Below are 12,466 nucleotides of genomic sequence, written 5' to 3'. Positions count from 1 at the left end.
CGGAACCGTCGGGTTACCGGTGCTGATCGACGAGGATCTGATTGCCATCCGGATCCGTGATGATGAAGCTGGCCGGTCCACTGGTTGTCTCATCCGCTTCAACATCAAAGGCAACGTCTTTCGCCTTGAGCTGCTGTTGAAGTTCGCGCACATCGGTGAAGTCATCAACCGGGCGGGCGCTGGTGCTCCAGCCGGGATTGAAGGTCAGAATGTTGTTCTCGAACATGCCCTGAAACAGTCCAATGATACAGTCGCCATTCTTCAGGATCAGCCAATTCTGCTTGGCTTCGCCGCCGGTAACTTCAAAACCTAGCTTTTCGTAGAACGCTCTGGATAAAGCCAGATCCTTCACTGCAAGACTGATTGAAAACGCACCAAGCTGCATGGGTTTCTCCTCAAACACCATGTCCGCCCGCCATCGAACATGACGAGCTTCAATGACAGGAAAAATCCTACAGCAATTTTGCCACAAACCAAGATGGGGCTTGAGGCCGGTTCATTCCCGGTGGCTCAGTTGGCGCTCAGCGTCCGCCGCACCGCGTCGCGCCAGCCCTTGAGCTTGGCGTTGCGGGTCTTGTCATCCATTTGCGGCTTGAACTGGGTGTCACGCGCCCAGGCCTTGGCGAAGGCCTTTTGCTTGGGCCAGACACCTGCCCGCTGCCCGGCGAGCCAGGCAGCACCCAGCGCCGTGGTTTCGAGGATGGTGGGCCGGTCCACCGGTGCGTCGAGAATGTCGGCCAGCCGCTGCATGGTCCAGTCCGACGCCACCATGCCGCCATCCACCCGCAGCACCGTGTCGGTGTCTGCGCTCTTCCAGTCCTTGTGCATCGCGTCGAGCAGATCACGCGTCTGGTAGCAGACCGCCTCCAGCGCCGCGCGGGCAAATTCAGCCGGCCCGGTATTGCGGGTCATGCCGTAGATCGCGCCGCGCGCCTCGGCATCCCAGTGCGGTGCGCCCAGCCCGGTAAAGGCCGGCACCAGATAGACATCCTGGGTCGGATCGGCTTCCGCCGCCAGATCGCCGCTATGTTCGGCCTTCTTGATGACCTTGATACCGTCGCGCAACCACTGCACCGCCGCACCGGCGATGAAGATCGAGCCTTCCAGCGCATAGGTGACCTTGCCATCAAGCCGGTAGGCGACGGTGGTCAAAAGCCGGTTCTTTGACCGCACCATGTCTTCGCCTGTGTTGAGCAATGCGAAGCAACCGGTGCCATAGGTCGATTTCAGCATGCCCGGTTCGAAACAGGCCTGGCCGATGGTCGCCGCCTGCTGATCTCCGGCCACGCCGAGGATCGGGATTTCAGCACCAAACAGCGATTTCTCGGTGACGCCGAAATCGGCTGCGCAATCCTTGACTTCCGGCAGCATGTCCGCCGGAATCCGCAGGATCTTCAGCAGTTCCTCATCCCAGTCTTGGGTTTCGATGTTGAACATCAGCGTGCGTGACGCATTGGTGGCGTCGGTGACAAAAGACTTGCCGCCGGTCAGCCGCCAGATCAGAAATGTGTCGATGGTGCCGAAGCAGAGTTCGCCGCGCGCAGCCCTTGCCCGCGTACCCTTCACATTGGCCAGCATCCACGACAGCTTGGTGCCGGAGAAATAGGGATCGAGCAAAAGGCCGGTCTTGCGTGCAAAGGTCTTTTCCAGGTCCTGGCGCTTGAGCTTTTCGCAATAGGAGGCAGTGCGGCGGTCCTGCCAGACAATCGCGTTATGGATTGGCTTGCCGCTGTCGCGCTCCCAGACCACAACCGTCTCGCGCTGGTTGGTGATGCCGATGGCCGAAATGTCGGAGGCTTCGACACCGGCCTTTTTCAAAGCCTGCTTGACCGTAAAGATCACGGTTTTCCAGATTTCCTCGGGGTCGTGCTCAACCCAGCCTGACTTCGGATAGATCTGCGTGAATTCCTTCTGGCCCGTACCGACGATGCGCATTTGGCCGTCAAAAACGATCGCGCGGCTCGATGTGGTGCCCTGATCGATCGCCAGAATATATCCGCTCATGCTGTCCTCCCGTTCCGGTCCCATATGAACCGGATTCGCGCCTCGCGCAAAGCCTGCCACCGCCAGACAATTTATGCCGTGGTTTTTGCCGCCATGTAGGCCTCAAGCCCCGCCACCTGTTCAGGTGTCAGGCGAAGCCCGCGTTTGGTGCGCCGCCAGATCACATCGGCCGCCTCCAGCGCCCATTCCTGCACCATCAGATAGTCGACCTCTCTCCCGTAAAGACCGTAGCCGAAATCCTGCCCCAGATCCGCTACCGACTTGGCCTCGCCGAGCAGAACCCGCGCCCGCGTGCCATATTGGCGGACATAGCGCCGCGCCTGTTTGGGCTCGAGAAACGGGTAATCGGAGTACAACTGCGTCACCTGATCTTCAAAACCATCCGCCGGAAAATCGCCACCCGGAAGGGCTGCCCTGTGGGTCCATGGCGCGGACTTCTTGCCAAGCCGGGCTTCGATCAGATCGAGCATCGATTCCGCCAGTTTGCGGGCCGTGGTGATCTTGCCGCCGAAAATATTGAGCAGCGGCGCACCTTCCGCCGGGTCAGGCTTGAGAACGTAGTCGCGGGTGGCTTCCTGCGCCGCCGAAGCACCGTCATCATAAAGAGGACGGACACCGGAATAGGTCCAGACGATCGATTGGCGCTCCACCGGCTTGGCGAAATATTCGCTCGCCGCAGCGCACAGATAATCGATCTCCGGATCGGTGATCACCACATCCTTCGGATCGCCTTCGTAATCCTGATCGGTGGTGCCGATCAGGGTAAAATCCTCTTCATAAGGCATCGCGAAAATAATCCGCCCGTCGCCATTCTGGAAGATATAGGCGCGGTCATGGTCATGCAGTTTCGGCACCACGATGTGGCTGCCTTGTACCAGACGCACATTGTGCGCGTTGTTGCGCCCGACAACGCCGGACAGGATCCGGTCCACCCACGGCCCGCCGGCATTGACGATCAGCCGTGCCTTGACGGTTTGGCGGACGCCCGTCATCCGGTCGGCAAGGGTGACCGCCCAGACGCCATCCTGGCGTTCTGCCGACACCACCTCTGTGCGGGTGCGGATGACAGCGCCCCGATCCGCCGCATCGCGGGCATTGAGCACCACCAGCCGGGCGTCGTTGACCCAGCAATCGGAATACTCGAACCCTTTGGAGAAGATCGGCTTCAGCGGCTTGCCGACCGGCGATGTCTTGAGATCCACCGTCGTGGTGCCGGGCAGCAGTTTGCGCGTGCCGATATGGTCATACAGGAACAGCCCGAGCCGCAGCAGCCAGGCCGGACGCATGTCGGTGTGGTGCGGCAGCACGAAACGCATCGGCCAGATAATGTGCGGCGCATTGGCCAGCAGCACTTCGCGCTCGCTCAGCGATTCCCGCACCAGCCTGAATTCATAATATTCGAGATAGCGGAAGCCGCCATGGATCAGTTTCGACGACCACGACGATGTGCCCGAGGCAAGATCGTTCATCTCCGCGAGAAACACCGAATAGCCGCGCCCGATCGCGTCACGGGCGATGCCACACCCGTTGATGCCGCCGCCGATGACGAAAACATCATAGAGCTTGTCTTCCGCCATTGGGTTCCCCTGTTCCGCGCATACTCGCCGCATTTTTTTAATTCGAAACAAGAGCGAATGTCAAAAGAAAACAAACGAAAGCAAAACAATGCATCGCGCATCAGTGGAAAAACAGCTCAGAACACCAATTCAGCGATCATCAGCCAGATCCCGGTGGTGGCAGCCGCCGCGGCCGTGCCCAGCGTCATCGAGGTGGACGCCAGCCGCTGGCCGGTGCCCAGACGGTTGGCGATCAGCCAGCAATTGACCCCGGCCGGCAGCGAGGCAGCCGCCACCACCACCTTGGCCTGAAGCTCGGGCAAGCCAAGCAGCAGCGCCATGCCGAGCGCCACTGCCGGCATCAGCATCAGCTTCAAGACAACCAGCGAAACCGCCTGCGGCACCTGCCCGCGAATGCCGTAGCCCTGCAGCGAAACCCCCATTGCAAACAACGCCAGCGGCCCGGCAACGCTACCGAGACTGGCGATCACGCGGTCAGCCACCACCGGAATATCGAGGCCGGAAAGCCGGACCAGAAAACCGCCCACGATGCCGATGATCAGCGGATTCGAGAAAAGCTGGCGCAAAAACCCGGTCACCAGCGTGAGCACGGATTTGGTTTCGGTGCTGGCGCCATCGCGCTTGAGCGCCCATTCGAACAGAATGACCGACGCTCCCATCATCACCGGCATGTGAACAGAGACCAGTTGCGACAGGATCGCCAGTCCCTCTTCGCCATAGACGCCGGTCATGAACGGGATGCCCAAGAGCACCAGGTTGGAAAATCCCGCCGTCACCCCGGCCACCACGGCAGAGCGCGCATCGCGGCCAAAGCCGGTACGAATTATGAAATGCGCAAAAATCCAGGTGACCAGCACGGAGGTAAAATAGGCAGCCCACAAGGCCCACGGCGCTCCGTGGTCGAAACTCGCCGTGGCGATGATGCGAAACAAAAGCAGCGGCACCGCGATGGTGAAGACGAAATCCGAAAGCCCGTCGCCGGTCGCTGGTTTGAGCACCCGCAAAGCCGCAGAGCCATAACCGATGGCAATCAGCGTGAAAACAACAAGAATGGTTTCGGCAAAGGGAGGCATGGCTGGGAGACTCAAAGCTTTATCGCGCGACCTTGTTCATAGACTGTGCGGACAGCAGCGCAAAGCGCCATGCTCAAGTCTCTGGCCACGCCAGAATTCCGCGCGCGAAAAGTTTCGCCGACGGTATGGGGCACTTAGGGCTTCCGGCCTCAGCCGGAATGCGGGGCGCGCACGAGCACACGGCCCGTGATGGATAAAGTGGTGTTGGCTTTGGCGCGTGTGGGCGCGCCCCGCCGGTAGCCGGACCTGACGCCTTCCGGGCGCCGGGCTCTCCAGGATCAGGGCTTGCGACACGCGCTTTTGGACGGTCGTTATCGTTCGGCGCCCGACGCCGAACCCGCCCTTCCCGAAGACTGTCAGGGTCATCCGACCCTTTGAGCCCACGGGCCCGCCGGACGCGGGATACCGGCCCGCTTCAAGTCCGGCGCCGACTGTCCCGCTCAATGGCACGGGGCAGCCGGGATGTCGTTTTCCAGATCCTTTTTGCGCGAAGTTACGGAACAGCCAAGCGCAAAAAACCACCACCTGCCGCCGTGCCGGGCTCCGTAAACCCGGCACATCCGATCTGGCGAAAGGCGAGACCAGTGTGGCACGGGACGTTGAGGTGGGGATGAAATGGGGTGGGTTTTGGGAATAAGTTGTTGGAATTGCTGGAGTGTGAGTGCGGGTTTGTGCACGGGATTATCGTCTTGTGGGGAGCCCAATCTCCCCCCTTGCGGGGGAGATGTCGGCATCGCCGACAGAGGGGGGATGGTTGGGCTTGGTTTGAAGGGCCGGTGATTGGCGCAGCTTTACCCCCCTCTGTCATTTCGTGACATCTCCCCCGCAAGGGGGGAGATTGGGGCAATTCTCCCGCCTTCCGCCGTTTCCGCGTGCCCTCACCCCCCTCCCCGCTTGAAGCCCTGCCCGGTTGCCGCTAGGGATTTCGGGCCGATTGTTGAGGACGGACCTGCCATGACCGCTTTTTCGCGTTTTACAGCCCTTGCTGAATCCCTGCCGCCCACCGTGCCGTTTGTCGGACCGGAAACCCAGGAGCGGGCGCGCGGGGAGACATTCATTGCCCGGCTGGGCGCCAATGAGAGCGGGTTCGGGCCGGCGCCATCGGTGCTCGAGGAGATTTCCCGCGAAGCGCCGCTCATCTGGCGCTATGCCGATCCGGAAAACCATGATTTGCGCGCGGGCCTTGGCACTCATCTGGGGCTGGCGCCGGAGCGGGTGGTGGTTGGCGAAGGCATTGACGGGTTGCTGGGCCTGATCGTCCGGCTGATCGTCGAGCCGGGAACCCCGGTCGTCAGCTCGCTTGGGGCCTATCCGACCTTCAATTTCCATGTCGCGGGTTTTGGCGGCAGGCTGGTCACTGTCCCCTACCGCGATGACCGCGAGGATCTCGACGGATTGCTCGACGCCGTGCACCGCGAAAACGCACCGCTGGTCTATCTCTCCAACCCCGACAACCCGATGGGTACCTGGCATTCGGCAGAGGCCATTGTCACCTTCGCCAAGATGTTGCCCGAAACCACCATGCTGGTGCTCGACGAGGCCTATGGCGAAACCGCGCCGGCGTCAGCAATCCCGGCGATTGCAGAGCTGGCCGATAGGCCCAACGTGCTGCGCTTCCGGACATTCTCCAAGGCCTATGGCCTGGCTGGCCAGCGCGTCGGCTATGTCTTTGGCGTTGAAAAAACGGTGGCAATGTTTCACCGGGTGCGCAACCATTTTGGCGTCAACCGGCTGGGTCAGGCGGCAGCCCTTGCGGCACTTCAAGATCAGGCATGGCTGGGTCATGTTTTGGCCGAGGTCGCCGCATCACGGGCGCGGATTGAGCGCATTGCGCAAAGCCATGGTTTTACGCCAATCCCGTCAGCCACCAATTTCGTCACCATCGATTGCGGCCGCGATGCGGGTTACGCCAAGGCGATCCTTGATGGCCTGGTCAGCCGCGGCGTGTTCATTCGCATGCCCGGCGTGGCGCCGCTCAATCGCTGCATCCGGATCTCGACCGGACCGGAGGCGGAGCTTGATATTTTCGAGAAGAATCTGGACGAGGTGATTGCCGAACTGGGGTGATTGCCGAACTCGGTTGACGTTCGCGCAGCAAAAAGGCCGCAACTGATCGGGTGCGATCAAGTGCGGCCTTTGTGTGAAGCCTCTCCGTGTTGCCCGGAGTTCAGAGCAGCGTGCTCTGGCTTCGCCTCGGTCCCCTCGAGGTATGTCTTTCTGCCATCGGATGGACTGCTGTGTGCCCGCGTCCGAAAGCCGATCAATGCATGGTCATCCATTCGCGTGCAGCGCGCAGCGCGCTGGCAAGGTCTGCCTTGCTCATGCTTTCGGCCAGTTCGGAGCGCAGCGTCGCTGCCCGGTCCGAGCCCTTGATGGCGGCAATGTTGAGCCATTTATGGGCGGCGATGTAGTCGATTTCGCAGTCGCGTCCGGTGGCATACATCAAACCCATTTCGCAGAAAATGTCTGCGCGGGCTTCGCCGCCGATGGTTGCAGTATCGTGATCGTGAATTTCATAACGTGCCATTTTCTCAGTCCCTGTAGATCTTGTGTTTCGTTGTCCCTGTCAGCTCTCAAGAGCCATCTGTTTTTGTCGTTTGTCCGGGTTGGCCCGGCGCTGTCTTGTTGGATTGAAGTGTGCCGGGTTCGCCTGAAAGCCCCGTTAAATTGCATGCTTAACTGGGAACGAACAAAGTCCAAACGCTTGGTAAATTTGCGGTTTTGTTAAACATCCAAGACCCAGCGTTTCCGCCAAAGCGACGATTTTCATCGATTCAAGGCCGCTGAAAAAAGTTACGAACGGCTAACCAAAGATCCATCGTATTTTCTGAAAAAGCCGCCGGAGCGGGAAAGGTCTGCTTAAAAACCCGGCGCTGAGCCCGCGCCACGTCGTGCCGAATAAGCGGTTCAAGACCCTAGAATCCCGTTTACCTTTACGTAGACGTAAGTTAAGTAAGAAATGCGCTGGAGGTAGCGCGTATCTGTTGGAGGAACATCATGCTTCGCAAACTGATTGCAACTGGCGCTCTCATCGTCGCCATGACCGCCCCGGCGTTGGCCGACCCGATTGAAGGCAACTGGAAAACCAAAAGCGGCGAGACCGCAGCCATCAGCAAATGCGGTGGTTCATTCTGCGTCAAGCTGACAACCGGCGACTATTCCGGCAAGAGCATTGGCAAGATGAAGGGCGCTAACGGCGATTATTCCGGTACGATCACCGATCCGAAAAAAGACAAGACCTATTCAGGCTCAGCGTCGATCTCCGGAAAAACCATGAAAATGAAGGGCTGCGTCCTGGGCTTTTTGTGCCGCTCGGAAAACTGGTCCAAACTGTAATCCGGGCTTTGGCTCTGATCGACATATAGATACACCCGCGCTGGCAATCCGGCGCGGGTGTTTTTATTTGCGGGCAATTTGCCGACTGATTACCGGGCAGTCTGCCCAAACAGCACTTTTTGCGCATCCTTGTCATCGGCGACGCTTTTGCGGAATTCGATGCCGACCTCACAGCCCCTTGCCACCGCCGGCCGGGCCATCATGGTCTCGAACCAGCGCTTGAGATTGGCAAAATTCTCGAGATTCTGCCCCTGTTTCTCATGGGACTTGACCCAGCCGATCGCGGCCATGTCGGCAATCGAATAGTCGCCGGCGAGAAACGCCCGGTCGGCCAGCCGCCGATCCATCACGCCATAGAGCCGATTGACCTCATTGGTGTAGCGGTCGATGGCATAGGGCACCTGCTCGGGTGCTGCGTGCCGGAAATGATGCGCCTGACCGGCCATCGGGCCCAGCCCGCCCATCTGCCAGAACAGCCATTGCTCGACCTCCACCCGGCTGCGCTCGTCGTCGGGATAGAACCTGCCGAATTTGCGGCCGAGATATTGCAGGATCGCACCGGACTCGAAAACCGAGATCGGCGCTCCGTCCGGACCTTCCGGATCAATGATCGCCGGCATCCGGTTGTTGGGAGCAATCGCAAGGAAGGACGGCTCGAACTGTTCGCCGCGGCCGATATTGACATATTTCACCTCGTAGGGAACGCCCAGTTCCTCGAGCATGATGGTAATCTTCCAGCCATTCGGTGTTGGCCAGTAATAGAGCTCAATTGCTGCAGTCTGGGTTGTCATCCGCCATTCCTTCCATTGCCATGCGGCAGGTTTGGAATCGAAGTACGCATTTGACAATCCCCGCGGGCATTGTTCCGGGCTCAAATTTGCGTGTTCCGGCCGCTGCACCGCGCTGCAGGCAACCGCCTCAAGCGCTAATCAGATGGGCTCAGGAATTCACCGCAGCCAGCGTTCTGGAAGCCTTGGTGTTGATGACAAAGCAGTTTCGGCCCTTGTGCTTGGCACGGTAGAGCGCCTCATCCGCCTGGGACAGGACCGTTGCCCGCGAAACCATGGCGTCTTGCGGTTTCAGGGCAACGCCCACACTGATGGTGACGATGTTGATACCGTCGCTTCGGCCGGGATGCGGTATCTTGAGAGCTTCGATCGATCTGACAACGGTGTTGGCCAGTCGGCGGGCCTGAGGCTCTTCGGCCCCTCTGACCGAAAGCGTGAACTCCTCACCGCCAAACCAGGCGCAGAAGAAATCCGGTTCGGGAAATGCCCCCCGAAATGCCTCGGCGATTTCCTTGAGGCAGTCATCGCCAGCCGGATGGCCCAGCGTGTCGTTGAAAAGCTTGAAATGATCGATGTCGATCATCATCACCACGGCCGACCGGCTGTCAGCAAACCATTCATCAAGCCGCTCGTCCAGAAACCTGCGGTTCGGCAGACCGGTAAGTGAGTCCGTCCTCGACATGACCTGGAACTGTTTTTCCGAGATTTCTGCGGTCTCGGCACGCAATACCGCGCCCAGCGAAACGCAGTAATCCACGCAACGCCGCCGCTCAAACAGGTAATTTGAATAAAGCCCCAGAATGCAGACAGTCGCAAACTGGAAACAGAGCCCGCTTTTCAGGCTGTGATCAATTCCATCCTTCATCGTGATCGCCAGAACCGCGAAGGCAAAAATCACCGATGTGAAAACAAACGCATGCCTGAACCGCAACGAGATCAGCACATTGCCAAAGACGATACATAGGACCACGTTCAGGTTCATATAGATTCCATTTGTGGAATCAGACACATACATCATGTAAAGCGGCAAAACGGTTGCAACGAGAAGGCCACTCAGGGTCAGCAATTCTCTTGCCTCATGAGAAATTCTGCCAACGAAATGATACATCAGGAGTGAGTACGGAAGGATTGCAAAAAGCGTGACATAAACGATGAGCAGATAGCTCTCCGGCAACAGCAGGATTGTCGATATGTCGTGCAGAAAATAGAGCAAAAGTCCGAAGACGGTCGCACCGCGCAACTGGGCGGCCCGTTCTGCACCATGCTCCGCCTCGTAGCGTGCCTCGGTGTCACGGTCAAAACGCAGCAGCCGATCGAGTGTCGGCTGACGGATTTGACCGCTTGTTGGTTCTTCGGCAGGCCTTCGCATCTTGCACGCCTTTTACATTAGCAATGCTGAATATGGCTGGTACCGGCTTAGATTGAGATAACATCGACAGCTAAGGGCTGTGTTTCAGTTGTTAGAATGAGCAAGTGGTAAACACGGACGGTCTCGGTCACCCGAGCGAGCCGGGTTCGGCTCCACTTGGGCCCGGTGGCGGACATGAAAAATCTCCGGTTAATCTATTTGAACGCCAGATGAATGGTGGCCTCAGGCCCGGTTCAGCCGTGTCATGCGAATATCTCCTCACACAAGGGGACAAAGACACATGGCCATTCTCGCACGCCGCTTCATCATCATCAGCCTGATCTTCGTGATCTTCGCGCTGTTGATGGCCGCGGCGGTGGCCAACACCGACCGGGCAACCAGTGGATGGCGCAATGGCGCAATCGATGCCTGCGTCTTTCACCCCGGCCTGAACTGCATGGCATCCCGCTAAACCGGCCAACGAGGATTGAGTAATGAATATCCAGAACACCATCGCCACCCTGTTGCGCATCACCGCATTGGCCGCATTTCTGGTTGGCCCTGTCGGCGCCTATGCCTATGCCCAGTCCGGTGACAAGCAGTCAGGCCTCTCGGGCGCCGGGTTCGTGCTTTACATGAGCCTGCAGCGCAACGCCTACTGATCCACCCACCCTGTCTTGAAGATCGCCGAAGCAATATCCGGCTGTCTTCACAGCTTCAGCAGAAACACCTTTCGGTTTGCGTGTCTTTTCCTTGTCAATGTTTATCGTATATAACAGAGCATGAACCAACGAATCTCTTCCCACACCGCAAACGGCTTCACTTCACCCGATCCGATCGAACCGCAGGAATATTCCGATGCGGCGAGCGCGGTCGCAGCACTTGAAGCCATTTATGAACGCAACACCCGCTTTTTGTGCGAGGCCTTTCAGAGCCTGGCGACGGAAAAACCAACGGGCCGCTACCGCGCCTATTACCCGCAGATCAGCCTTGAGACGACATCCTTCGGCAAGGTCGATTCGCGACTGTCTTATGGCCATGTCGTCTCGCCCGGGCATTACGCCGCCACCATCACAAGACCGGCGCTGTTCCGCACCTATCTGACCACCCAGTTCGAATTGCTGCTGCGCAATCACGGCGGCACACTGACGATTTCGGAATCGGAAACCCCAATCCCGCTGCATTTCGCCTTTGGCGAAGGCGCCTATGTCGAGGCGGCGGTGGCTGAAAAACTCGACATGCCGCTGCGCGATCTGTTCGACACCCCCGATCTTGCCACCACCGACGACGAGATCGTCAACGGGCTCTATGAACCCGGCCCCGGCGAATTGCTTCCGCTCGCACCGTTCAAGGCGCAACGCATCGACTATTCGCTGGCGCGGCTGTCGCACTACACGTCCACAGCACCGGATCATTTCCAGAATTTCGTGCTGTTTACCAATTATCAGTTCTACATCGACGAGTTCTGCGAACACGCCCGCTCGCTGATGCAGGAGACCGGTCATGATTATGAGTGTTTTGTCGAGCCCGGCAATCTGATCACGCCGGCCGGCCATGGCAGCCCGACCGAGGGCGTCGCCCCGATGCGCCTGCCGCAAATGCCGGCCTATCACCTCAAGCGCAAGGGCCATGGCGGCATCACCATGGTCAATATCGGCGTCGGTCCGTCCAACGCCAAGACCATTACCGACCATATCGCCGTGCTGCGCCCGCATGCCTGGCTGATGCTCGGCCACTGCGCCGGCCTGCGCAACAGCCAGAACCTCGGCGATTATGTGCTGGCCCATGCCTATGTCCGCGAGGACCATGTGCTTGACGATGATCTGCCTTCCTGGGTGCCGATCCCGGCACTGGCCGAAGTGCAGGTCGCAGTCCAGGAAGCGGTTGCGGAAGTCACCGGGCTCGATGGCTACGACCTCAAGCGCATCATGCGCACCGGCACGGTCGCCACCATCGACAACCGCAACTGGGAACTGCGCGATCAGCGCGGCCCGGTGCAGCGGCTGTCGCAATCGCGCGCCATCGCGCTCGACATGGAATCGGCCACCATCGCCGCCAACGGATTTCGCTTCCGCGTGCCTTACGGCACGCTGCTCTGCGTTTCCGACAAGCCACTGCATGGCGAGCTCAAACTGCCCGGCATGGCCTCGGCGTTTTACAAGACGCAGGTCAACCAGCACCTCAAGATCGGCTTGCTGGCGATGCAGAAACTCGCCGCCATGCCGCCCGAACGGCTGCATTCACGCAAACTCAGAAGCTTTTTCGAGACGGCGTTTCAATAGCAGACAGAAAAGGCGGGGTCCGAGGATCCCGCCTTTTTCATATCTGCAAATCATGTGG

12 protein-coding genes are annotated in these 12,466 nt (G+C 59.2%); 5 read left to right on the top strand and 7 right to left on the bottom strand.

Going from position 1 to position 12,466, the window contains the following annotated elements:
- Positions 1-13: 13 nt before the first annotated feature.
- The 4 genes from IMCC20628_RS05390 to IMCC20628_RS05375 form a co-directional block, all read right to left on the bottom strand.
- Entirely contained in the window at positions 14-385 is a 372-nt protein-coding gene (locus IMCC20628_RS05390) for a VOC family protein (protein WP_047029366.1), read from the bottom strand.
- Between the two features lie 125 nt (positions 386-510).
- Positions 511-2,004, bottom strand: coding sequence for a glycerol kinase GlpK (gene glpK, locus IMCC20628_RS05385; protein ID WP_047029365.1), 1,494 nt, complete (start codon positions 2,002-2,004; stop codon positions 511-513).
- Between the two features lie 71 nt (positions 2,005-2,075).
- Positions 2,076-3,581, bottom strand: a complete 1,506-nt coding sequence (gene glpD, locus IMCC20628_RS05380; protein ID WP_047029364.1) for a glycerol-3-phosphate dehydrogenase — start codon at positions 3,579-3,581, stop codon at positions 2,076-2,078.
- 116 nt (positions 3,582-3,697) lie between these two features.
- Positions 3,698-4,654, bottom strand: coding sequence for an AEC family transporter (locus tag IMCC20628_RS05375; RefSeq protein ID WP_047029363.1), 957 nt, complete (start codon positions 4,652-4,654; stop codon positions 3,698-3,700).
- 954 nt (positions 4,655-5,608) lie between these two features.
- Between IMCC20628_RS05375 and IMCC20628_RS05370 the strand changes: the two genes are divergently transcribed.
- Positions 5,609-6,721, top strand: a complete 1,113-nt coding sequence (locus IMCC20628_RS05370) for a pyridoxal phosphate-dependent aminotransferase (protein WP_047029362.1) — start codon at positions 5,609-5,611, stop codon at positions 6,719-6,721.
- A 193-nt stretch (positions 6,722-6,914) separates the two neighbouring features.
- Here the strand turns inward: IMCC20628_RS05370 and IMCC20628_RS05365 are convergent, their stop codons facing one another.
- On the bottom strand, positions 6,915-7,181 hold the full coding sequence (locus IMCC20628_RS05365) for a sel1 repeat family protein (RefSeq protein WP_047029361.1): 267 nt from the start codon (positions 7,179-7,181) through the stop codon (positions 6,915-6,917).
- 470 nt (positions 7,182-7,651) lie between these two features.
- On the opposite strand from IMCC20628_RS05365, the gene IMCC20628_RS05360 reads away from it, so the two are divergent.
- Complete coding sequence (locus IMCC20628_RS05360) at positions 7,652-7,990, top strand: DUF2147 domain-containing protein (protein ID WP_047029360.1); 339 nt, start codon at positions 7,652-7,654, stop codon at positions 7,988-7,990.
- A gap of 89 nt (positions 7,991-8,079) precedes the next feature.
- Here the strand turns inward: IMCC20628_RS05360 and IMCC20628_RS05355 are convergent, their stop codons facing one another.
- Positions 8,080-8,781, bottom strand: a complete 702-nt coding sequence (locus IMCC20628_RS05355; protein WP_047029359.1) for a glutathione S-transferase N-terminal domain-containing protein — start codon at positions 8,779-8,781, stop codon at positions 8,080-8,082.
- Between the two features lie 148 nt (positions 8,782-8,929).
- The gene (locus tag IMCC20628_RS05350; protein ID WP_047029358.1) at positions 8,930-10,147 is read right to left on the bottom strand and encodes a GGDEF domain-containing protein; all 1,218 of its coding nucleotides are present in this window, start codon (positions 10,145-10,147) and stop codon (positions 8,930-8,932) included.
- A 280-nt stretch (positions 10,148-10,427) separates the two neighbouring features.
- Here IMCC20628_RS05350 and IMCC20628_RS25025 point away from each other — a divergent pair, with 280 nt between their 5' ends.
- The 3 genes from IMCC20628_RS25025 to IMCC20628_RS05345 all read left to right on the top strand — a co-directional run bounded on the left by IMCC20628_RS25025 (position 10,428) and on the right by IMCC20628_RS05345 (position 12,408).
- The gene (locus IMCC20628_RS25025; protein ID WP_156174417.1) at positions 10,428-10,598 is read left to right on the top strand and encodes a hypothetical protein; all 171 of its coding nucleotides are present in this window, start codon (positions 10,428-10,430) and stop codon (positions 10,596-10,598) included.
- 22 nt (positions 10,599-10,620) lie between these two features.
- Positions 10,621-10,788 (top strand): hypothetical protein, encoded by a 168-nt coding sequence (locus IMCC20628_RS25380; protein ID WP_197078393.1) that lies wholly within the window; start codon positions 10,621-10,623, stop codon positions 10,786-10,788.
- Positions 10,789-10,908: 120 nt separating this feature from the next.
- Complete coding sequence (locus IMCC20628_RS05345; protein WP_047029357.1) at positions 10,909-12,408, top strand: AMP nucleosidase; 1,500 nt, start codon at positions 10,909-10,911, stop codon at positions 12,406-12,408.
- The last annotated feature ends 58 nt before the right edge of the window (positions 12,409-12,466 follow it).

Origin of the sequence: Hoeflea sp. IMCC20628, assembly GCF_001011155.1 — a bacterium.
Lineage (GTDB): Bacteria > Pseudomonadota > Alphaproteobacteria > Rhizobiales > Rhizobiaceae > Hoeflea.
The sequence above is the reverse complement of the archived record's forward strand: the minus strand, read 5'-3'. Positions and strand labels throughout refer to the sequence as shown.